A 20,500-nucleotide genomic window follows, 5' to 3' on the forward strand; every position below is an offset into this window, starting at 1 on the left:
ACTGTCTAATCTGCCAATCGGTTGGTTGTCAATGGTTCCTTCGGGCGACCACCTCCGCCCTTGACGTCGCCCGGCACGGCGCCCTAGAAACGGTCCCAACCAACCGATCGTCAGGGAGAGCTCATGACCGTCGCCCCGCCCGCACCCGCAGCTCCCGGCCCCGGGGACGCGTCCGCGCCCGCCGTCGTGGACGTCGACGTGGTGGTCCTCGGCACCGGGGCGGCGGGCCTCACGACCGCCGTGGTCGCCGCCCGCGCGGGCGCCCGGGTCGCCGTCTTCGAGAAGGCCGACGAGGTCGGTGGTACGACCGCGTGGTCCGGGGGCCACGTGTGGGTGCCGTGCCACCCCCACCAGGCGGCGATCGGGGTGGAGGACAGCCCCGACCTGGCGCGGACCTACATCCTGTCGCTCTCGCGCGGGCTCCTGGAGGAGCGGTTGGTCGACGCCTACGTCGCCGCTGCCCCGGAGATGGTCAGGTTCCTCGACGCCGAGGCGGGCACCGAGTTCACCGCCGTCGCCGACTTCCCCGACTACCACCCCGAGCACCCCGGTGGGCTGCCCGGCGGCGGTCGCACCATCGAGTGCCCGCTCTTCGCCTTCGCCGAGCTCGGCGAGTGGCAGGATCGGGTGACGCGCAGCCCGTACTTCTCCCACCCCGCCTTCACCATGAGCGAGACCCCGCTCGGCGCCGTCGACCCTGTGCTGCCCACGCGCGACGAGCTCGCCCGCCGGGCCGTCCGCGACGAGCGCGGCGCGGGCCAGGCGCTGGTCGGGCGGCTGCTCAAGGCGCTGCTGGACCTCGGTGTCGAGCCGCGCACGGGCTGCCGCGGCACCCGCCTCGTCCAGGAGGACGACCGGGTCGTGGGCGTCGAGGTCGAGACGCCGGACGGCCCCGTACTCGCCCGGGCCGCGGGCGGGGTGGTGCTCGCCTGCGGCGGTTTCGAGTGGGACGAGGAGCTCAAGCGGGCCTTCCTGCGCGGCCCCCTGACGCACCCGGTCTCGGTGCCGACCAACACGGGCGACGGGCTGCGGATGGCCATGCGGGTCGGCGCCGCGCTCTCGACGATGCGGGAGGCCTGGTGGATCCCGGCCGCGGACCTGCCGCCGGGGGTCAACCGGATGGACCGCTACATGGTCAACGGCGACCGCACCCGCCCGCGGTCGATCATGGTCAACCGCCGCGGCCGGCGCTTCACCAACGAGGCCGCGAACTACAACGCCTTCGGCGGCGCCTTCCACGTCGAGGACGTGGGCGCCTTCGACTACGCCAACCTCCCCTGCTGGTTGGTCTTCGACCAGGAGTACCTCCGCCGCTACGGCACCGTGGGCCCGCACCCCCGCGGCGAGCAGCCGCCCGCGTGGATGCGGGCGTACGGCACGCTGCGCGAGCTGGCCGACGACCTCGGCATCGACGCCGACGGCCTCGAGGGCACCGTCGCCGCGTGGAACGTGGCCGTCGCCGACGGGCACGACCCCGAGTTCGGCCGCGGCCGCAGCGCGCACGACCGGTGGTGGGGCGACCCCGCCTACAAGCGCGACGTGCGCGGCACGCTGGGTCCGCTCGACGAGGCGCCCTTCTACGCGGTGCAGATCCACAGCGGCGCGCTCGGCACCAAGGGCGGTCCGCGGGTCGACCCGGACGCCCGGGTGCTCGACGTCGACGGCGCCCCCGTCGAGGGCCTCTACGCCGCCGGGAACGCGATGGGCTCGCCGTTCGGCGCCACGTACGGCGGCGCCGGCGGCACCCTCGGCCCCGCGATGACCTTCGGCTACCTCGCCGGCGCGCACGCGGCGGCGCGGGCCGCGGTGGCCCGCCGCTGAGGGTCGGTCAGGTCGCCGGCGGGACCAGGCCCGTCGGCGGCTCGGCCCCGAGCCGCGGCGCCCCGGAGGGCAGGGGCGGGTACGCGGGTCGCTCCCCCGCCCGCAGCCGCGAGCCGACCTCGACGAAGTCCCGGCCCCGCAGCGAGACCCGGGTCAGCGGGTCCGCGTCCTCCATCGCCTGCTCGAGCGACGTCTCCAGCGCCCGCTGCACCTGCCACTTGATGACACCCATCGAGACGGGCGAGCTGCCGGCCGCGAGGTCGCGGGCGTACGCCAGGACGGCCGGCAGCAGGTCCTCGGGCTCGTGCAGGCCGTCCACGAGACCGATCCGCTCCGCCTCGTCACCGTCGAAGAGGCGCGCCGAGAGCAGCAGGTCCATCGCCCGCGACGGCCCGACCACCCGCGGCAGCAGCCAGGCGAGCCCCTGCTCGGCGACCAGGCCGATCCGGGCGAAGCCGGTCCCGAAGCGCGCCCGCGGCGTCGCGAACCGCAGGTCGCAGGTCAGCGCGATGATGAGGCCCAGGCCGGCGCACGGCCCGTTGACCGCCGCGATCACCGGCTTCGGCAGGCTGCGGGCCGCCATGTACGCCATCCCGGGCATCGCGACCTGCTGCTCGCCGGTGCCGAGGTCCTCGAGCACCGAGAGGTCGGCGCCGGCGCAGAAGCCGCGGCCCGCGCCGGTCACGACGACGACCCGGACGGCCTCGTCGTCGGCCGCCTCGTCGAGGCGCTCCAGGAACCGCGCCATCAGCCGGGAGTCGACCGCGTTGAGCCGGTCGGGGCGGTTGAGGGTCAGCAGGGCCACGCCGTCGGCCACCTCGAGCAGGACGGGGTCGGCGGCCGGGTCGGGCGAGGCCCCTGCCGGGCGCGGGGTGTCGGGCCGGGTGTCGGGCTGGGTGTCGGGCTGGGCGGCGGTGCTCACGCGTACATCTCCTCGATCAGGTCGGCGTACTTGTCCAGGATCACCGAGCGGCGCATCTTCGACGTCGGCGTGAGCTCCGCGCCCGGCAGCCACTCCCCGGGCACGACGCGGAAGCGCTTGACCTGCTCCGGCCGGTTGAGGCGGGCGTTGCCCGCGGCCACACCGGCCTCGACCTGCGCCAGCACCTCCGGGTCGCGGCTGAGCTCCTCCAGCGACAGCTCGCCGCGGCCCTGCTGGCGCGCCCAGCCGCGGGCGTACTCCGCGTCTAGCACCACCAGCGCCACGGTGTACGGCCGCCCGTCGCCCACGCAGCACATCTGACCGATGAACGGGCTGGCGCTGAGCACGGCCGACTCGACGGTCACGGGCGAGATGTTCTTGCCCGAGGAGCTGATGATGATCTCCTTCTTGCGGCCCACGATGCTGAGGTGGCCGTCGGCGTCGAGGCTGCCGAGGTCGCCCGTGTGCAGCCAGCCGTCGGCGTCGACCGCGGCGGCCGTGGCCTCCGGCCGGCCGTGGTAGCCCTTCATGATCTGCGGGCCGCGCAGCAGCACCTCGCCGTCGTCGAGCAGCCGCAGCTCCATGTGCGTGCTGACGGTGCCGACGGTGCCGATCCGGATCGCTCCCGGCGTCGCCGCCGTGCCGCCGCCGCTGGACTCGGTCGAGCCGTACGCCTCGCCCATCGGCACGCCGAGCACGTGGAAGAAGCTCATCAGGGGGCCCGGGTTGGGCGCGGTGGCCACGACGCAGGTGCGCAGCCGGTCGAGGCCGACGCTCTCCAGCCACGGCCGGAAGACACCGGTCCGGTCGTGCTGCGTCGCCTCGCGCAGCTCGGGCGAGGGCGTGCCCCCCGCCTGCTCGACCTCCACGCGCTCCTGCCCGCGGCGCAGCGCCGCGCGCACCTCCTCGGCCCGGTCGGGCTCCAGGCCGAGCACCCAGGAGTCGAACGACGCGCGCAGCTTCTCGAAGATCCGCGGCGGACCGTAGAAGTAGCCCGGCCGCACGTCGACGACGGCCGCGACCACCTGGCGGGGGTCGTCGAGGGTCACCACCTCGAGGCCCTGGTAGAGCGGCAGCGCGTAGCCACCGAGCCGGTCGCCCACGTGGGCCGACGGCAGCCACGAGATCGTCACCGTCCCCGCGGCGATGCCCTGCGTGGTCAGCGTCGCCTCCGCGCAGGTCAGGAGGTTCTGGTGCGAGAGCAGCACGCCCTTGGGGGCGCCGGTCGTGCCGGAGGTGTAGATCATCGTCGCGACGTCGTCGGGCTCGGGGCGGGGCAGGGCGTCGATGGCGGTGCCCGCCCCCGCGTCGACGACGTCGGCCAGCGAGCGCCACCCCGGGGCGGGCTCGCCCTCGATCTGCACGCGCAGCACCGGCAGGTCGACGCCCTCGAGGCCCCGCTGCAGGGCGGGGTCGACGACGATGCCGACGGCGCCGGAGTCCGCGAGGGCGTACGCGTGCTGCTCGGGCGACGAGGAGGCGTACAGCGAGAAGGGAACGGCCCCGATCCGCACGAGGGCGAGGTCGACGACGTAGAACTCCGGCCGGTTGCGCACCAGCAGGGCGACCTTGTCGCCGCGGGTCACGCCGGCGGCGACGAAGCCGGCGGTCGCGGCCGCGACACGGTCGGCCAGCTCGGCCCAGGTGTAGGCCAGCCGTCCGTCGTGGCTGCGGACCGCCGTGCGGTCGGGGCGCAGGCCCACGGTCCGCTCGAACGCGTCCAGCAGGGTCCCCGGCCGCGGGAGGGCCTCGAAGGGCTCCTCGGTGCGCGTGAGAGTGGTCATCGATCGGCTCCTCGGGCTGCTCGGTCGCCGCCGACGGCGGCCACGGGTGTCACGAGACCTGCTGGTCCCGCGTGTCCTCGCGACGGAACCCGGCCGCCACGGCGGCCACGGTCCAGTCGTCCTCGCTCGTCAGGTCCCAGTCCGGGCGCACGGCCCATCCGACGACCTCCTCGACGAGCCCACCGCGCACCGCGAAGACGCGGCCGGTGACGTCCGTGCCGGCGGCGGCCAGGTGCACCACCAGCGGGGACGCCTGGGCGGGGTCGTAGACGTCGAGCTCGCCCGCCGCCACCGGCTGCGCCATCAGCTCGCCGACCGAGCCCGGGGTGGAGGACGTCATCCGGGTGCGGGCGCCCGGCGAGATCGCGTTGACCCGCACGCCGATGCGACCGAGCTCCGCGGCGCTGACGAGCGTGAACGCGGCGATGCCCGCCTTCGCGGCCGCGTACGCCGCCTGGCCGGGGAGCACGTGCGTGGTGCCCGACGCCGAGACCGTGTTCACCACGGAGCCGCGCACCGCCTCGCCCGCCTTCGCCCGCGGTCGCCAGTGGTCCACCGCGGCCCGGGTCACGGCGTAGTGGCCCCTCAGGTGCACGCCGAGCACGGCGTCGAAGTCGTCGGCGTCGAGGCGCGAGAGCGGCGCGTCGCGCAGGATCCCGGCGTTGTTGACCACCACGTCGAGGCGGCCCCACGTGTCGACGGCGCGGGCGACGAGGTCGGCCGCGCCCCGGGTGGTCGCGACGTCGGAGGTGTCGACGACGGCCTCGCCGCCGGCGGACCGGATCTCCTCGACGACGTCGGCGGCCGGGGAGGACGCGGCACCGCTGCCGTCGAGGGAGGCGCCGAGGTCGTTGACCACGACGCGCGCCCCCTCCGCGGCGAGCAGCAGCGCGTGAGCCCGGCCCAGCCCCCTGCCCGCCCCGGTCACGACGACCACTCGACCCTCGACCGCTCCCATGCTGCTCCTCCGTCCGGTTGGCCGGGACGCTACCAACCGTCCGGTTGTTTGACAACGACAGATGTGGACCGGGTCACAGTGGTCCGGATCGGGGCCCGTGCGACGACGAGGGCGACGGGGCGGCCGCCGCAGCAGCCGTCCCGTCGCCCTCGTCCGAGGCGGGCCGCCGGCGAGGTACCGCCGGCGGCCGCGCGTCTCACGCGTACTGGATCAGCTTGGTCTCCAGGTAGGGGGCGATGCCCTCCACGTTGCCCTCGCGGCCCAGGCCGGACTGCTTGAAGCCGCCGAAGGGCTGCGTCACGCACATGCCCCACGAGTTGATGGAGATCTGGCCCGTGCGCACGCGGCGCGCGATCGAGCGGGCCAGCTCCTCGTCCTTCGCGTAGACGGCGCCCGAGAGGCCGTAGGGCGAGTCGTTGGCGATGTCGACGGCCTCGTCGACGCTGTCGAACGGGATGACGACCACGACGGGCCCGAAGATCTCCTCCTGGGCGATCCGCATCTTGTTGTCGACGTCGGCGAAGATCGTCGGCTGGACGTACCAGCCCTTGTCGAGGCCCTCGGGCCGGCCGCCGCCGGTGACGAGGCGGGCGCCCTCCTCCTTGCCGACGCGGATGTACTCCTCCACGCGGTCGCGCTGCCGCTCGGCGGCCAGGGGCCCGAGCACGGTGTCGTCCTGCGCCGGGTCGCCCACCTTGATGCTCTCGAACATCGGCACCAGCGCGTCGAGCAGCTCCTGCTGCCGCTCGCGGGGCACGACGATGCGGGTGATGGCCGCGCACACCTGGCCCGAGCTGATGATGCCCGCGAAGCCGAGGCTGGGGATCACCTCGTCGAGCGGGATGTCGTCCGCGATGATGCCGGCCGACTTGCCGCCGAGCTCCAGGGTGACGCGGGCGATCCGCTCGCCGCAGGTGGACATGATCTTCTTGCCGGCCGCCGTGCTGCCGGTGAAGGTCACCTTGTCGACGTCCGGGTGCGCGACCAGGTGCTCGCCCGTCTCGCGGCCCGCGGGCAGCACGGAGATCACGCCCTCCGGCAGGCCGGCCGCCTCGAGCGCCTCGGCCAGCATCAGCGTGCTCATCGGGCCCTCCGGCGCGGGCTTGAGCACCACGGTGCACCCCGCGGCCAGCGCGGGCGCGATCTTCAGCGACGCGGTGGCGACCGGCCCGTTCCACGGGATGATCGTCGCGACGACGCCGACCGGCTCGCGGACCACGACCCCGTGGCCGCCGTCCTCCCAGGTCCGCTCCTCCTCGAACGCGACCCGCTCGTGGAGCGTGGAGGCGTCGTCCCACATCTTCTTGGCGTTGTCGTGGAACGCCCGGCTGACCGCGAGCGGTGCGCCGATCTCGGCGCTGAACGACGCGACCATCTCGTCGTAGCGCTTCTCGACCTCCTGGCCGACCCGCACCAGGTGCTCCGCCCGCTCCGCCGCGCTCATGCGTGGCCACGGGCCCTCGTCGAACGCCTTGCGGGCGGCCGCGACCGCCGCGTCGACGTCCGCGGGCTGCGCCTCCGGCACCGACCCCAGGCTCTCCTCCGTGCTCGGGGAGGGGATGTCGATGCGGGCGTCGCTGCTGGGCTCGACCCAGCGTCCGCCGATGAACAGCTTGCTCTTCCAGACCTGCTCGCTCATGTCCCGGTTCACTTCCTCGTGCGTCGGTTGCGGTGCGGTGGTGGGCTGGTGGGTGGGTACGCCCGGGGCGCGCGGCCGTCGCGCGCCTCAGGCCTTGGCCGAGTAGCCGGCGTCGACGGGGAGCGCGACCCCGGTGAGGAACCGCGCGGCGGGCGAGCAGAGCCAGGCGACGACCTCGCTGATGTCGTCGGCCTGCAGCAGGTCGCCCGGCAGCAGCGGCGCCGTGGCTGCCGCACGCGCGGGGTCCGCGGCGTGCCGGCGGGCCAGCGACTCGTTCTCCACCATCGGGGTGGCGACACCGGAGGGGTGGATGGTGTTCACCCGGATCAGGTCCCGGGCGTGGTGGTTCGCGAGGTTGCGGGCGAGCCCGACCAGGGCGTGCTTGGAGGCGACGTAGGCGTCACCTGCCGCGGAGCCCCCGAGGTTGCCGCGCAGGCCGGCCGTCGAGCTGGTCAGCACGACCGAGCCGCCGCGGCCGGCCGCGACCATCGAGGGCAGCCCGACCTGGCAGGTGTTCCACACCCCGGTCAGGTTGACGGAGATGACGTCGTGCCAGCGCTGCACCGGGTCCGGCTCCTCGGAGTCGAGGGGCGCGATGCCGGCGTTGGCGACGACGACGCCGACCGGGCCGAGCTCCGCCACGGCGGCGTCCACCCCGGAGCGGAGCGCGTCGAGGTCGCGGACGTCCGTGACGAGCGGGACCACTCGGCGGCCCTCCGCCTCGACGAGGCGCACGGTCTCGTCGAGGTCCTCGCGCGTGGCCAGGGCGTAGGGCACGCTGCCGATCTGCTCGCACAGGTCGACGGCGACCACGTCCGCGCCGTCGCGGGCCAGGCGCACGGCGTGCGCCCGGCCCTGCCCGCGTGCCGCGCCGGTGATCAGGGCGACCGTGCCGTCGAGGTGTCCCATCCGTGTCTCCTCCGAGCGAGTGTCCAGCGGGGGTGGTGCGGGGTGGTGCGGGGTGGTGCGGGATCAGCCCTGGCGGGCCACCCCTGCGTCGACGAGCCGGCCGATCTCCTCGACGTCGAGACCGACGACGTCAGTCAGCACCTCGGTGGTGTGCTCGCCGATGCCGGGCACGCCGTCGTAGGTCGGGCCGGCGTAGGACGCGAGGTGCAGCACCGGGCCGGGCGTGAGGACGCGGCCGAGCGCCGAGGAGCCGGTGAGCTCGACGAGCGTGCGGTCGAGGAAGTGCGGGTCCTCGACGATGTCGCTGGCGTCGTTGACCTGCGAGCAGACGACCTCGAACTTGTCGAGCACCTCGAGGATGTCCGCCCGGGGACGGGCTCCCACCCACGCCTTGACGATCTCCTGGAGCTCGTCGTTGTGGGCCATGCGCACCTCATTGGTGGCGTAGCGCGGGTCGTCGATCAGCTCGGGCCGGTCCATGGCGGCGAACAGCCGCTTGGCGATGCCCTGGTTCGAGGCGGCGATGGAGAGCCACTTGCCATCGGCGGCCTCGTACACGCCGCGCGGGGAGGCCGAGCCGGTGCCGTTGCCGACCCGTCCCTGCACGAAGCCCGTGCCCGTGTAGTTGATGATCATGTCGCCGATGATGAACATCAGCGGCTCGTAGAGCGCGATGTCGACGTGGTCGCCCTGGCCGGTCCGCTCGCGGCGGTAGAGGGACATCGCCGTGCCCATCGCGGCGGCGATGCCGGCGATGGAGTCGGCGAACCCGAAGGGCGGGGACGTCGGCGGGGTCTCGGGCCAGCCGTTGATGAAGGCGAACCCGCTGCCCGTCTCCGCGACGGTGCCGAAGCCGGGCTTCTCCCGGTACGGACCGGTCTGGCCGAAGCCGCTGACGCTGGTCAGCACGAGGCCCGGGTTCTCGGCCGACAGCACGTCGAAGCCGATCCCCCACTCCGCCATCCGGCCCGGCCGGAACGACTCGATCACGACGTCGAACTCGCCGGCGAGCCGCCGCACGAGGTCGCGGCCCTCCGTCGAGCGCATGTCCAGCGAGATCGACCGCTTGCCCGCGTTGATGCGGGCGAAGCCCATCGACTGGCCGTCCTTCATGGGGGTCCACTGGCGCGCGTAGTCGCCCGCGGTGGGGTCCTCCACCTTGACGACCTCGGCCCCGAAGTCCCGCAGCATGCGGCCGCAGGTCGGGGCGGCGTACATGGAGCCGAGCTCCAGCACGCGCACCCCGGCCAGCGGCCCGGCACCCGTGGCCATCAGAGCCGCCACTGGATGTGCTTGACCTCGAGGTACTCCTTCATGCCCCACTCGCCGAGCTCGCGCCCGACGCCGGAGCGGCCGTAGCCGCCGAACGGGGCGTCGGGGCGCATGGCGCCGCCGCCGTTGATCCACACCGTGCCGGCGCGGACCTGCTCGGCGATGCGGCGCGCCTCGACGAGGTCGTCGCACCAGACGTTGGCGGCCAGGCCGTACGCCGTGTCGTTGGCCAGGCGGATGGCCTCCTCGGTGTCCTTGAACGGGACGATCACGGCGACCGGCCCGAAGATCTCCTCCTGCACGGCGCGCGCCGAGTGCGGCAGGTCGCCCAGCAGCACGGGGTTCACGAAGTAGCCCTTCTCGGGCACCGGCTTCGTGACCTCGAGCAGCTTCGAGCCGCCCTGCTCGACGGCCTCGTCGATGAAGCCCTGGACCCGCGCCCGGTGGTCGGGGCGGATCATCGGGCCGATGTTCGTGGCCCGGTCCCACGGGTCGCCGACGACCATCTGGTCGAAGGCGGAGGCACCGGCCTCGAGGAACTCGTCGTACTGGCTCTGGTGCACCAGCAGACGGGCGAGCGCCGCGCAGCCCTGGCCGCCGTTGCGCGCCCAGCGCAGGTGCATCTCGACGGCGATCTTCTTCACGTCGACGTCGTCGGTGACGATGCTGGGCGACTTGCCGCCGAGCTCGAGCGTCACGCCCACGAGGTTCTCCGCCGCCTGCGCCATGATCTTGGCGCCGACGCCGTCGGAGCCCGTGAAGGAGACGCGGTCGACGCCGCGGTGCGAGCTGAGCTGCACGCCGACGTCGGTGCCGCCCACGATGACGTTGAAGACGCCGGCCGGCAGGCCCGCCTCCTGGGCGAGCTCGCCGAGGAGCAGGGTGGTCAGCGGGGTGCGCGGCGAGGGGAACAGCACGACCGGGCAGCCGGCGGCGAGCGCCGCGCCGAACTTGAAGATCGCCAGGTTCAGCGGGTAGTTGTACCCGGTGATGGCGGCGACGACCCCGACGGGCTGGTGGACCACGTCGCTCTCGGTCGGGTGCGGCTTGTCGTAGCCGCCCAGGTGCACCGTGCGGTCGACCTTCGCGGCCTCCGCGGCCCAGCGCAGGTGCTCGTCGACGGCCATCTTGACCTGCAGGTACTCGGCGAGCGCGACGGGCGTACCCACCTCGTTGACGATCGAGGGCAGGAGCCGGTCGGCGGCCTTCTCGAGCACGTCCGCGAAGCGGTGGATGTGGCGCGCGCGCTCCTCGCCGCTGAGCGCGGCCCACGGGCCGAACGCCTCGCGGGCGGCGGCCACGGCGGCGTCGACCTGCGCGGCGGAGGCGCCGCCGACGGTGGCGATGACCTCCTCGGTTGCGGGGTTCACGACCTCCCAGCGCTCGCCCTCCGGCTCGACCATCCGGCCGCCGATGAGCAGCGTGCGCACGTCGGGCACCCAGCCCTGGTCGATACCTGCATCGGCAGTGGCGGTCATCAGGCTGCTCCCTCGCTGTCGGCCGGGCGGCGCATCATCAGGCCTACCCGGGTCATCTTCACGACGACCTCGTCGCGCTGGTTGAGCCCGATGTGCTCGAACCAGACGATCCCGGAGTCGTCGCGGGTCTTGGACTCGCGCTTGTCGACGATGGTCGTCTCCGCGCGCAGGGTGTCCCCGTGGAAGACGGGGTTCGGGAACTTGACCGAGTCGTAGCCGAGGTTCCCCAGGGTGGTGCCCATCGTCAGCTCGGGCACGTGGAAGGCGCCGATCAGCGCCACCGTGAACAGCGAGTTCAGCACCCGCTGGCCGTGCACGGTGCCCTTGCAGTACTCCGCGTCGAGGTGGATGGGCGCGATGTTCATCGTCAGCGACGTGAACATGACGTTGTCCATCTCGGTGATGGTGCGGGTCATGGAGTGCTTGTAGTGCGCCCCGACCTCGAACTCCTCGAACCACAATCCGCGCATGTCATCCCTCTCGTTCGGCCGTGCCGCGGGCGCGGGTGACGGCGGCGCGGTCGAGCCACTCGACCGCCTTCTCGTAGTGAGCCTTGTCGATGTGCAGCCCGCGGTAGCGCAGCGCACCGGTCCCCTCGGCCGCCGCCTTCTCGTAGGCCTCGACCATCCCCTCGTAGAACGCGACGTCCTCGGCGGAGGGGGTGAACACGTCGTTGACCGTCTCGACGTGCTTGGGGTGGATGGCGATCATCCCGCGGAACCCGAGCTGGCGACCGCGCACCGCGAACTGCCGCAGGCCGTCGAGGTTCTCGAGGTCCTCCCACAGCCCGGTCAGCGCGTGGATGCCCGCCTCCCGGCACGCCAGCAGGACGCGGCTGCGCAGGTAGAGCGTCTCGAGCCCCTCCGGGGTCCACTCGTAGCCGACGGCGCGGGCGATGTCGGCGTGCTCGGCGCTCGGGCCGATCATCGCGCCCACGCGCGGCGAGGCCAGCGCGACCTCGCGGCAGTTCTGGATCGCCTGCACGGTCTCGACCGGCACGATGTACTCGAGGCCGGTGACGCCGTTGCGCTCCTCGAAGTGGTCGAGCAGCGCGTCGTACTGCAGGACGTCGGTGGCCTTCTCGATCTTCGGCGCGAAGATCCCGTCGAGGCCGGGCACGACGACCGCCTCGAGGTCGCCGCCGGTGAGCCGGGTCGCCAGCGGGTTGACCCGCACCAGCAGCCCGACGTCCGGGTTCGTCTCGCGCACCCGCGCGATCGAGGCGGCCACGGTGGCGCGCGCCTCGACCTTGAGGTCGGCCGGGACCGAGTCCTCCAGGTCGAGGACCACGCAGTCGGCGCCGGCCGCGACGGCCTTGTCGACCCACGCCGGGCGGTGGCCCGGCACGAACAGGATGGAGCGGTACGGCTTCATGGTCGCCCGCCTCAGTAGCTGCGGGGCAGGCCGAGCACGTGCTCGGCGACGTAGTTGAGGACCATCTCCTGGCTGATCGGCGCGATCCGCATCAGGCGGGCCTCCCGGAAGTACCGCTCCACGTGGTACTCCTTGCTGTACCCCATGCCGCCGTGGACCTGCAGCGCGACGTCGGCCGCGTAGAAGCCGGCCTCCGCGCACAACCACTTGGCGTAGTTCGCCTCGGCGCCGCACGGCAGCTGCTCGTCGACCATCCAGGTGGCCTTCTGCAGCACGGCGTCGGCGGCCTCGAGCCGGATCTTGGCCTCGGCCAGCTGGAAGGCCAGGCCCTGGTTCTGCCCGATCGGACGGCCGAACACGACCCGCTCCTTGGCGTAGCGCGTGCCACGGCGCAGGGCCGCCTCGCCGAGCCCGAGCATGGCGTTCGCGGCGACGACCCGCTCGGCGTTGAGGCCGGTCAGGATGACCTTGAAGCCCTTGTCCACGTCGCCGACGACGTCCTCGTCCGGCACGAACAGGTCGTCGATGAACAGCTCGTTGCTGTCGACGGAGTTGCGGCCCATCTTCGGGATCTTGCGGATCGTGACCTTGTCGCGGTCCATCGGGGCGAAGAAGACGGTCAGCCCGTCGGTCTTCTTGGCGCACTCCTCCTTGGGGGTGGTGCGCGCCAGCAGGATCATCCGCTCGGCCTGGTGGGCGTTCGAGATCCACACCTTCTTGCCGGAGATCGACCAGCCGCCGTCGACCTTCTTCGCGAACGTCTTGATGGCCGTCGTGTCGGTGCCCGCGTCGGGCTCGGTGACGGCGAAGGAGATCTGCATCTCGCCGGTCGCCACGCGCGGGAGGTACTTCTTCTTCAGCTCCTCGCTGGCGTGGTGCACGATCGGCTCGAAGCCGAAGATGCCGATGTGCACGGCGCTGCAGCCGCCCATGCCCGCGCCCGAGGCCGAGATCTCGCGCTCGACGATCGAGGCCTCCGTGACGCCGAGGCCTCCCCCGCCGTACTCCTCGGGGATGGTGAGGCCGAGCCAGCCGCCCTCGACGACCGCGTTGTAGAAGTCCCAGGGGAACTCGTGCTTCTCGTCGCGCTCCGCCCAGTACTCGTCGTCGAAGCGGTCGCAGATCGCGCGGATCCCCTTGCGGATGTCCTCGTGGACGGGATCGGTCGTGTAGTCCATCTCGGGTCCTCCCCCGCTCAGACGGCGGTGCTGTCGTAGGTGTCCGCGGTGATGCCGTCGGCGCGCAGCGCGGCCTTGCGCACCTTCTCCGACGGCGTCTTGGGCAGCGCGTCCACGACGCGCACGTAGCGCGGGATCGCGAAGCCCGGGATCTTGCCCTTGCACCACGCGAGGATCTCGGCGGCCTCGACCGGCTCGCTCGCCACGACGACGGCGAGGACCTCGTCCTCACCGGCCTCCTGGTCGGCCGGCACGCCGATGACAGCGCACTCGACGACCGCCGGGTGGCCCAGCACGGCCTGCTCGACCTCGTAGGAGCTGATGTTCTCGCCGCGACGACGCAGGGCGTCCTTGTAGCGGTCGATGAAGTAGAACCAGCCGTCCTCGTCCTTGCGCAGCGCGTCACCCGTGTGGAACCACAGGTTGCGCCAGGCCTCGAGGGTCTTCTCCGGCATGCCGTAGTAGCCGTTGCTGCAGGTCCACGGGTGCACGGGGCGCACGACCAGCTCGCCGACCTCGCCGACCGCGACCTCGCGGTCGGTCTCCGGGTCGACCAGGCGGATGTCGAACCACTCCTTGTTCTGCAGCCCGGCGGCGCCCGCGGGACGCTCCACGCCGTAGGGCGACATGATCGGGGCGCACGTCTCCGTCAGCCCGAACGCGTCGACCAGCGCCTCGATGCCGAAGCGCTCCTTGAAGGCGTCCGCGATGGTGCTCGCGGTCGGCGCCGCGTAGACCGCCCGCAGGACGTTGTCGCGGTCGTCCTCGCGCGGCGGCTGCTTCCACGCGAAGTCCATCATCACGCCGACCAGGTTGGTCACGGTCACCCGCGAGTCCCGCACGTGGTCGATCCAGCGGCTCGCGCTGAACTTCGAGCGCACCACCGCGCGCCCGCCGGCGACGATCACGGGGTAGACGGCCATGAAGGTCGCGTTGCCGTGGAACAGCGGCGTCGTCGTCAGGTACGTGTCCTCGTGCGTCAGCCGGGTCAGGCTCACGACGATCTGCGCGAAGAAGTACAGCTGGCCGTGCGGCATCGCGACGCCCTTGGAGGGGCCCGTGGTGCCGGACGTGTAGAAGATCGCGCCGAGGTCCTGCGCCCGGGCGCGGGGCAGCTCGACCTTCTCGGCGGCCTCGAGCTCCTCCCACGCGTCGGCCTGCCAGCCGTTCTCGCGCAGCAGCTCGACGGCCTTGTCGCGACCGGCCCCGGTGTCGAGCACCCAGAACTTCTCGATGCCGCGCGCGGCCTCGCCCACGGCGATCCAGCGCTCGACCATGTGGTCGTCGACCACGGCGAAGCGGGCCTGCGCCACGTCGAGCTGGTGGCGCAGGAACTCGCCCTCGTAGTTGGTGTTGATCGGCACCTCGACGAGCGCGCCGAGGGCGGTGGCCCACCAGGTACGCACGAAGCGCGAGGAGTTCGCCGCCATCAGCACGACGCGGTCGCCGGCGCGGGCGCCGGCCGCGTGGAAGCCGCTGGCGATGCGCTCGCAGGCGTCGACGGCCTCGGCGTACGTCCAGGTCAGCCCCTCCTCGGGGGTGTCCAGGCAGACCGCGTCGGGGCGCTCGGCGGCGTGGTGGCGCAGGACGTGGTCCAGCGTCCAGGTCTCGGGGTCCGCGAAGTTCGGGACGAGCCCCTCGTAGTACTGCATCGCCATGGTCGCGCGGCCTCAGTCCTGTCCGGGGACCGCGAAGGCGGCCTCGTCGATCGTGGTGCGCGCCTCGAGCTCGAGCATGGCGGGGACGACGTCCTTGCCGAGGCGGTTGATCGCCGCGATCGTCTCGTCGCCGTCCATGGTCGGCCACTGCGGACGCAGCAGCAGCGGGTCGACCGGGAGCTTCTTGACGTAGTCCGTCAGCTGGGCGACCACGTCGTCCGGGGTGCCGATCACGGCGTGGCCCGAGACCGCCTTGGCGAACTCGTTCTCGAGGTCGGTGTCCTTCATGACGTCGAGACCCTTGTTGGCGTAGGTCAGGTAGCGACCCTGGGCGACGCGGGCGAACTCGACGATGGCCTCGTCGCGGCTGTCGGCCACCAGGCAGTTGCGGCGCAGGGGCTGCGGCCCGAAGGTCTTGCCGCGGGCCGCGAAGCCGTCGCGCACGATGGCGTGGCGCTCGGCGATCTCGTGCATCGGGGTCTCGGGCGGGCAGGCGTACGCGTCTCCGTACTTCGCGCACCGCTCGACGCCCGGGATGGCGTGGGCGCCGATCCAGATCGGCGGGTGCGGGTCCTGCACGGGGTGCAGGTGCGGGTGCACGTCCTCGAGCTGGAAGTACTTGCCCTGGTGGGTCACCGAGTCCTCGGTCCACAGCCGCTTCATCAGCTGCAGCGACTCGTCGAAGCGGCCGGCGCGCTGCTTGTAGGGGATCTGGAGGTAGTCGAACTCCTCCGGGCGGTAGCCGAGACCGGCGCCGAAGATCAGGCGGCCCTCGGTCACGACGTCGAGCGTCGCGATCTCCTCGGCCAGCATCACCGGGTGGTAGAGCGGCGCGATCATGATCTGGGTGACCAGCTTGACGTTCGGGTCGACCTCCGCCGCGAGCCGGGCCAGCAGCGGGACCGGCTGCAGCCAGCGCAGCTCGCCGTAGAGGAAGTGCTGGCCGATCGCGATGTAGGTGAAGCCGTTGTTCTGGGCCGCCTCGACGATGCGCAGCACGTCCTTGAACTGCTGCGCGGGCGTCACGGACTTCGGCACGTCGCTCAGGAGCAGACCGACCTGGACCATGGGTGGGTTCCTCTTTCTCAGGGCGTGGGGGATCAGGAGGGTGCGGTGGCCGGCAGTCCCCCGCCGGCCCAGCCGCCGTCGACCGGCAGCACCACACCCGAGACGTAGCTGGAGCGCGGGGAGACGAGGAAGGCCGCGGCCTCCCCGATCTCGGAAGGACGCCCGATGCGTCCCAGCGGCACCCGCTCCAGGTAGCCGCTCATCGAGGCCCGGCCGCTGGCGACCATGGCCTGCTGCATCTCGGTCTCGATCGTCCCGGGGGCGATCGCGTTGACACGGATGCCGTCGGGCCCCCACTCCTGGGCGAGCGAGCGGACCAGTCCGTCCACCCCGGCCTTGGAGGCGCAGTAGGAGGCGCGGGCCGCGAAGCCCTGCGTCGAGCAGATGGAGCTCAGCATCACCATGGCGCCGCCGGCGACGAGGTGCGGCCGCACGGCCTGTGCGCCGATGAAGACGCCGCGCAGGTTGACGCCCAGCACCCGGTCCCAGTCGTCGAGGTCGTAGCCGACGCTCGCGCCCGGGGCGGTCACACCCGCGTTGAACACGGCGGCGCCGACGCCGTCACCGAGCTCGGCCGCCAGCCGGCACGCCCGCTCGAGGACCTCGCCGTCACCGGCGTCACCGACGACCGAGCCGTGCCCGGGTCCGAGGTCCGCGGCGACCTGGTCCATCTCGGGGGCGAGGTCGACCCCGACGACGTTCCAGCCGTGCGCGGCCAGCACCTCGGCGATCCCGCGGCCCAGGCCGCGGGCGGCGCCGGTGACCACCACGCCGGAGCGGGTCGTCGGGGCCGTCGTCACGGACGCTGCGTCCTGGTCGACGATGGTCATCGACAACCCCTCTCAGCCGGTCGCGGCGCACTCTCACGTCGCCTTGTGACGACGCTAACACCGATCAACGGTTCCTGACAATCATGCGCCTAAATAGTGGGCGGTCAGTACGGGAGGTCGAGCGCGATGTGGCGCCGGGCGATCAGCCAGGTCCCGTCGACACGCACCATCTCGTCCACGTAGCGCCCAGTGCTCAGCACCGTCAGCGCCCCGTCCGCGACCGCCACGAGGGTCAGGTACGACCGCGCGGTCGCCCGCTCGCCGTCGCAGCTGTCGAGCGTGAAGGTGGAGGCCAGGTGCCGCCGCTGGTCGGACTGCGTGGCCAGGGTGGCCGCCATCATCTCGACGATCGCCTCGCGCCCCTCCCAGGGCCCGAGCGGGTCGCCGCCGGCGATCTGGAGCGACAGCACGCCGTCGGGCGCGAACGTCGCCCCGACGCCCTCGGCGTCGCGGTCGTCGTAGGCGTGGGCGTAGCGGCCCAGCACGTCCTCGATGTCCTCGCGGTGCGTCATGACGTCCTCACTTCCCCACGTGCGTGAAGCTGGCCGCGGCGGCCGGCAGCTCCTGCGCGCACTCGACCCGGATCTTCTTGTGCGCCAGGCGCAGCTCGCCGTCGACCTCGCGGTAGACGTCGTCGTAGACGCCCGTGAGCACCCGGGTGCGCTCGGCCTCGAACATCGTCGCGGTGAAGTACGCGTGCGTGACGACGTCCTCGCCCTGCTGCTCCGCGAGCACGTTCGTGACGACGTGCTTGCACAGCGGGATCTCCATCGCGACGTGCGCGCGGTAGACGTCGAGGAAGGCCTCGACGCCGTCCTCGGTCGGGTGGTCGCCGCGGGTGATTCGGACGTCGTCGGTCGCCAGGGCGCGCAGCGCGTCGAGGTCGCCCTCGTCGACCGCTCGGGCGTACACGTGGTAGGAGCGGGTCGCGCGGGCGCCGAGGAGGGCGTTGCGCTCGGTCAGTGCCAGGTCGTTGCTCATCGTGCTGTCTGTCCTCCGTCGACGGGGATGGTGGTGCCGGTGACGAAACCGGCGTCGTCGCTGGCCAGGAAGGCGACGACACCGGCGATCTCGGCCGGTGCGGCCGCCCGCTGGAGCGGGATCAGGCTGATGAAGGCGTCCATCAGGTCGCCCATGTCGGCCCCCGGGTCGCGGCCGAAGAACGTCGGCAGCATCGGGGTGTCGACCGGGCCGGGGCAGATGCAGTTCACCCGCACGCCGTCGGGTCCGCCGACGAGCGCGAGGGCGCGGGTGTACGCCGTGAGCGCACCCTTGGTGAGCGAGTACAGCGGGCTGAACGGCGACCCCACGAGCGCCGCGGTCGAGGCCGTCATCGTGATCGACCCGACCCCCTCCGCCCGCTTGACGAGCTCGTAGCCGAGCGAGGCCACGTAGAAGGCGGACTTCACGTTGACGTCGATCGCCTGCGCGAAGTCCGCCTCGGCGACGTCGAGACCGCCCGCCCCCGGCATCCCGACCTGGTTGTGCAGGACGTGGAGCCGGCCGTGGTCGGACTCGATGCGGGCGTAGAACCCGCGCAGCGCCTCGACGTCGGTCGCGTCGAGCCGCACGCCAACGCCCGACCCGCCCGCCTCGCCGATCTCCGACGCGACCGCGTCGGCCGCCTCGGCGGACAGGTCGGCGACGTGGACGTGCGCGCCCTCCTGCGCCAGCCGCAGCGAGACCGCGCGGCCCATGCCGGACCCGCCGCCGACGACGGCCGCGATCCGGCCCTCGAGCCGGCCAGCCGTCACGGGCCGACCTTGCGGCCGGTGTCGGCGCCGGCCGCCATGCCGCGCCCGTTGCCCGGGATCTTGCGCTGGTCGTGGCTGGTCGGCTTCCCCTCCGGCACCACCTCGAACACGACCCGGTTGGGGCTGTCGAGCAGCTTGCGCCACGAGTGCGGGTCCGCCGGCTGGATGCGGTGCGTGAACTCGTGCAGGAACCAGTCCTTGACGGCCGGGTCCCGGTGCACGGTGACCCTGCCCTTCAGGGCGACCATCCGGCGGCCCGGCAGGCCGCTGCCCGCACTGGAGACGATGACGCTGACGCGCTCGTCCCGGTCGGCGCCCTTGACGTGCGCGCGGCCCTCGACCGCGGTCAGCCAGACGCTGCCCTTGTCGTAGATGAAGCTCATGATGACGCCGCGCGGCCACCCGTCGGCATCCAGGAAGACGAAGCTGCACTCCGTCTGCGTCATCAGCAACTCCTCCTGGTCACCGCCGTCCAGGTGCGTGCCCTTCAGCTTCTCGAGGTTCTTCGTACCCAGCTCGTTGTCGCTCATCCGCCGACTCCTCCAGCCACCGCAGTGTGATCCAGACCATGATATTCGTAAGCATGATTACATGCTGGTCGGCTCTTCCCGCAAGGGGCGGACCACCGCTACGGTATTGATGATCACCAATTTCCAGGAGGTGCCATGACCGAGGCCGTCATCATCGACGCCGTCCGCTCGCCGATGGGCAGGGGCAAGGCCGGCGGCGCGCTGTCCGAGGTGCACAGCGTCGACCTGCTGGCCAGCGTCGTCCGCGGCCTCGTGGAGCGCACCGGTATCGACCCGGGGATCGTCGAGGACGTCATGATCGGGTGCGTCGGCCAGGCCGGCGAGCAGTCGGCGACCCCCGGTCGGCAGGCCTGGCTCTCCGCCGGCTACCCCGTGCACGTGCCGTCCGTGACCATCGAGCGCAAGTGCGGCTCCGGCCAGCAGGCCGTCGAGTTCGCGGTGCAGGGCGTGCTGGCCGGCATGTACGACGTCGTCGTCGCCGGCGGTGTCGAGTCGATGAGCCGCGTGCCCATGGGCTCGGCCCGGATGGGCGCCGACCCGCACGGCCCCGGCGTGCGCCACCGGTTCCCCGACCTCGTCCCCCAGGGGGTCTCGGCGGAGCTCGTCGCCGACAAGTGGGGCCTCTCGCGGCTCGCCCTGGACGAGTACTCGGCGCGCTCGCACGAGCGCGCGGCCGCCGCGGCCGCCAGCGGCGGCTTCGACGACGAGATCGTCCCCGTCACGACCCCCGACGGCACCGTCGTCTCGGTCGACGAGTCGATCCGGCCCGGCACCACCGTCGAGAAGCTCGGCGGCCTGCGGGCCGTGTTCGGCACCGACGAGAACCGCGCCGCGCTCCCCCACATCGACTGGAAGGTGACCGCCGGCAACGCCTCGCAGATCACCGACGGCGCCGGCGCGGTACTGGTCACCAGCGCCACCCGGGCCGCCGAGCTCGGCCTGCGGCCGCGGGCCCGGATCGTCGCCTCCGCGGTCGTCGGCGACGACCCGACGCTGATGCTGACCGGCCCGATCCCGGCCACGGCCAAGGTGCTCGCCAAGGCCGGCCTCGGGATCGGGGACATGGACGCCGTCGAGATCAACGAGGCGTTCGCGTCGGTCCCCCTGGCCTGGGCGGCGGAGTTCCCCACCGACGAGGCGCGGATCAACCCCCGCGGCGGCGCCATCGCGCTCGGGCACCCGCTGGGCGCGTCGGGCGTACGCCTCCTCACCACCATGATCAACCACCTCGAGCAGACGGGCGGGCGCTACGGCCTGCAGACGATGTGCGAGGCGGGCGGCATGGCCAACGCGACGATCATCGAGGTGCTGCGCTGACCCCCGGG

Annotated in this window: 19 protein-coding genes; 2 read left to right on the top strand and 17 right to left on the bottom strand. The window is 72.7% G+C overall.

Annotation, left to right across the window (positions count from 1 at the left end; genetic code table 11):
• The first annotated feature begins 123 nt into the window (after positions 1-123).
• Positions 124-1,821: an FAD-dependent oxidoreductase gene (locus RDV89_RS01220; RefSeq protein ID WP_315730637.1), complete on the top strand. Its 1,698-nt coding sequence runs from the start codon at positions 124-126 to the stop codon at positions 1,819-1,821.
• Between the two features lie 7 nt (positions 1,822-1,828).
• Here RDV89_RS01220 and RDV89_RS01225 read toward each other — a convergent pair whose 3' ends face one another.
• The 17 genes from RDV89_RS01225 to RDV89_RS01305 form a co-directional block, all read right to left on the bottom strand.
• Positions 1,829-2,743 carry an enoyl-CoA hydratase-related protein gene (locus RDV89_RS01225; protein WP_315730638.1) on the bottom strand — a complete coding sequence of 305 codons (915 nt, stop codon included), beginning with the start codon at positions 2,741-2,743 and terminating at the stop codon, positions 1,829-1,831.
• Positions 2,740-4,527 (bottom strand): AMP-dependent synthetase/ligase, encoded by a 1,788-nt coding sequence (locus tag RDV89_RS01230; protein ID WP_315730640.1) that lies wholly within the window; start codon positions 4,525-4,527, stop codon positions 2,740-2,742. The genes RDV89_RS01225 and RDV89_RS01230 overlap by 4 nt, the downstream gene beginning before the upstream one ends.
• A gap of 49 nt (positions 4,528-4,576) precedes the next feature.
• Entirely contained in the window at positions 4,577-5,485 is a 909-nt protein-coding gene (locus tag RDV89_RS01235) for an SDR family NAD(P)-dependent oxidoreductase (RefSeq protein WP_315730642.1), read from the bottom strand.
• A 196-nt stretch (positions 5,486-5,681) separates the two neighbouring features.
• Positions 5,682-7,124 (bottom strand): aldehyde dehydrogenase, encoded by a 1,443-nt coding sequence (locus tag RDV89_RS01240; RefSeq protein ID WP_315730643.1) that lies wholly within the window; start codon positions 7,122-7,124, stop codon positions 5,682-5,684.
• A gap of 87 nt (positions 7,125-7,211) precedes the next feature.
• A complete protein-coding gene (locus tag RDV89_RS01245; protein ID WP_315730645.1) occupies positions 7,212-8,033 on the bottom strand; it encodes a mycofactocin-coupled SDR family oxidoreductase in 822 nt (273 codons plus the stop codon).
• 63 nt (positions 8,034-8,096) lie between these two features.
• Positions 8,097-9,305, bottom strand: a complete 1,209-nt coding sequence (locus tag RDV89_RS01250) for a CaiB/BaiF CoA transferase family protein (protein ID WP_315730646.1) — start codon at positions 9,303-9,305, stop codon at positions 8,097-8,099.
• The gene (locus RDV89_RS01255; protein ID WP_315730648.1) at positions 9,305-10,783 is read right to left on the bottom strand and encodes an aldehyde dehydrogenase family protein; all 1,479 of its coding nucleotides are present in this window, start codon (positions 10,781-10,783) and stop codon (positions 9,305-9,307) included. Before RDV89_RS01255 ends, RDV89_RS01250 begins: the two co-directional genes overlap by 1 nt.
• A complete protein-coding gene (locus tag RDV89_RS01260; RefSeq protein ID WP_315730650.1) occupies positions 10,783-11,253 on the bottom strand; it encodes a MaoC family dehydratase in 471 nt (156 codons plus the stop codon). The genes RDV89_RS01255 and RDV89_RS01260 overlap by 1 nt, the downstream gene beginning before the upstream one ends.
• Position 11,254: 1 nt before the next feature.
• Positions 11,255-12,157: an HpcH/HpaI aldolase/citrate lyase family protein gene (locus RDV89_RS01265; protein WP_315730652.1), complete on the bottom strand. Its 903-nt coding sequence runs from the start codon at positions 12,155-12,157 to the stop codon at positions 11,255-11,257.
• A gap of 11 nt (positions 12,158-12,168) precedes the next feature.
• A complete protein-coding gene (locus tag RDV89_RS01270) occupies positions 12,169-13,335 on the bottom strand; it encodes an acyl-CoA dehydrogenase family protein (protein WP_315730653.1) in 1,167 nt (388 codons plus the stop codon).
• 17 nt (positions 13,336-13,352) lie between these two features.
• Entirely contained in the window at positions 13,353-14,993 is a 1,641-nt protein-coding gene (locus RDV89_RS01275; RefSeq protein ID WP_315730655.1) for an AMP-binding protein, read from the bottom strand.
• 12 nt (positions 14,994-15,005) lie between these two features.
• Positions 15,006-16,061 carry an LLM class flavin-dependent oxidoreductase gene (locus tag RDV89_RS01280; RefSeq protein WP_315730657.1) on the bottom strand — a complete coding sequence of 352 codons (1,056 nt, stop codon included), beginning with the start codon at positions 16,059-16,061 and terminating at the stop codon, positions 15,006-15,008.
• Between the two features lie 32 nt (positions 16,062-16,093).
• The gene (locus RDV89_RS01285) at positions 16,094-16,891 is read right to left on the bottom strand and encodes an SDR family NAD(P)-dependent oxidoreductase (RefSeq protein ID WP_315730659.1); all 798 of its coding nucleotides are present in this window, start codon (positions 16,889-16,891) and stop codon (positions 16,094-16,096) included.
• A gap of 104 nt (positions 16,892-16,995) precedes the next feature.
• Positions 16,996-17,403, bottom strand: a complete 408-nt coding sequence (locus RDV89_RS01290; RefSeq protein ID WP_315730661.1) for a nuclear transport factor 2 family protein — start codon at positions 17,401-17,403, stop codon at positions 16,996-16,998.
• A gap of 7 nt (positions 17,404-17,410) precedes the next feature.
• Positions 17,411-17,872, bottom strand: coding sequence for a nuclear transport factor 2 family protein (locus RDV89_RS01295; RefSeq protein ID WP_315730662.1), 462 nt, complete (start codon positions 17,870-17,872; stop codon positions 17,411-17,413).
• Positions 17,869-18,645 carry an SDR family NAD(P)-dependent oxidoreductase gene (locus RDV89_RS01300; RefSeq protein WP_315730663.1) on the bottom strand — a complete coding sequence of 259 codons (777 nt, stop codon included), beginning with the start codon at positions 18,643-18,645 and terminating at the stop codon, positions 17,869-17,871. Before RDV89_RS01300 ends, RDV89_RS01295 begins: the two co-directional genes overlap by 4 nt.
• Complete coding sequence (locus tag RDV89_RS01305) at positions 18,642-19,175, bottom strand: pyridoxamine 5'-phosphate oxidase family protein (protein WP_315730665.1); 534 nt, start codon at positions 19,173-19,175, stop codon at positions 18,642-18,644. Before RDV89_RS01305 ends, RDV89_RS01300 begins: the two co-directional genes overlap by 4 nt.
• Positions 19,176-19,310: 135 nt before the next feature.
• Here RDV89_RS01305 and RDV89_RS01310 point away from each other — a divergent pair, with 135 nt between their 5' ends.
• Entirely contained in the window at positions 19,311-20,492 is a 1,182-nt protein-coding gene (locus RDV89_RS01310; protein WP_315730667.1) for a thiolase family protein, read from the top strand.
• Positions 20,493-20,500 lie beyond the last annotated feature (8 nt).

The sequence above is a fragment of the Nocardioides imazamoxiresistens genome (assembly GCF_032378595.1).
Lineage (GTDB): Bacteria > Actinomycetota > Actinomycetes > Propionibacteriales > Nocardioidaceae > Nocardioides > Nocardioides imazamoxiresistens.

Excerpts from the sequence above, each read along its gene's own strand:
- RDV89_RS01220 (WP_315730637.1), top strand. The coding sequence starts at position 124 with ATGACCGTCGCCCCGCCCGCACCCGCAGCTCCCGGCCCCGGGGACGCG.
- RDV89_RS01230 (WP_315730640.1), bottom strand. The coding sequence starts at position 4,527 with ATGACCACTCTCACGCGCACCGAGGAGCCCTTCGAGGCCCTCCCGCGG.
- RDV89_RS01235 (WP_315730642.1), bottom strand. The coding sequence starts at position 5,485 with ATGGGAGCGGTCGAGGGTCGAGTGGTCGTCGTGACCGGGGCGGGCAGG.
- RDV89_RS01240 (WP_315730643.1), bottom strand. The coding sequence starts at position 7,124 with ATGAGCGAGCAGGTCTGGAAGAGCAAGCTGTTCATCGGCGGACGCTGG.
- RDV89_RS01245 (WP_315730645.1), bottom strand. The coding sequence starts at position 8,033 with ATGGGACACCTCGACGGCACGGTCGCCCTGATCACCGGCGCGGCACGC.
- RDV89_RS01250 (WP_315730646.1), bottom strand. The coding sequence starts at position 9,305 with ATGGCCACGGGTGCCGGGCCGCTGGCCGGGGTGCGCGTGCTGGAGCTC.
- RDV89_RS01255 (WP_315730648.1), bottom strand. The coding sequence starts at position 10,783 with ATGACCGCCACTGCCGATGCAGGTATCGACCAGGGCTGGGTGCCCGAC.
- RDV89_RS01260 (WP_315730650.1), bottom strand. The coding sequence starts at position 11,253 with ATGCGCGGATTGTGGTTCGAGGAGTTCGAGGTCGGGGCGCACTACAAG.
- RDV89_RS01265 (WP_315730652.1), bottom strand. The coding sequence starts at position 12,157 with ATGAAGCCGTACCGCTCCATCCTGTTCGTGCCGGGCCACCGCCCGGCG.
- RDV89_RS01270 (WP_315730653.1), bottom strand. The coding sequence starts at position 13,335 with ATGGACTACACGACCGATCCCGTCCACGAGGACATCCGCAAGGGGATC.
- RDV89_RS01275 (WP_315730655.1), bottom strand. The coding sequence starts at position 14,993 with ATGGCGATGCAGTACTACGAGGGGCTCGTCCCGAACTTCGCGGACCCC.
- RDV89_RS01280 (WP_315730657.1), bottom strand. The coding sequence starts at position 16,061 with ATGGTCCAGGTCGGTCTGCTCCTGAGCGACGTGCCGAAGTCCGTGACG.
- RDV89_RS01285 (WP_315730659.1), bottom strand. The coding sequence starts at position 16,891 with ATGACCATCGTCGACCAGGACGCAGCGTCCGTGACGACGGCCCCGACG.
- RDV89_RS01290 (WP_315730661.1), bottom strand. The coding sequence starts at position 17,403 with ATGACGCACCGCGAGGACATCGAGGACGTGCTGGGCCGCTACGCCCAC.
- RDV89_RS01295 (WP_315730662.1), bottom strand. The coding sequence starts at position 17,872 with ATGAGCAACGACCTGGCACTGACCGAGCGCAACGCCCTCCTCGGCGCC.
- RDV89_RS01305 (WP_315730665.1), bottom strand. The coding sequence starts at position 19,175 with ATGAGCGACAACGAGCTGGGTACGAAGAACCTCGAGAAGCTGAAGGGC.
- RDV89_RS01310 (WP_315730667.1), top strand. The coding sequence starts at position 19,311 with ATGACCGAGGCCGTCATCATCGACGCCGTCCGCTCGCCGATGGGCAGG.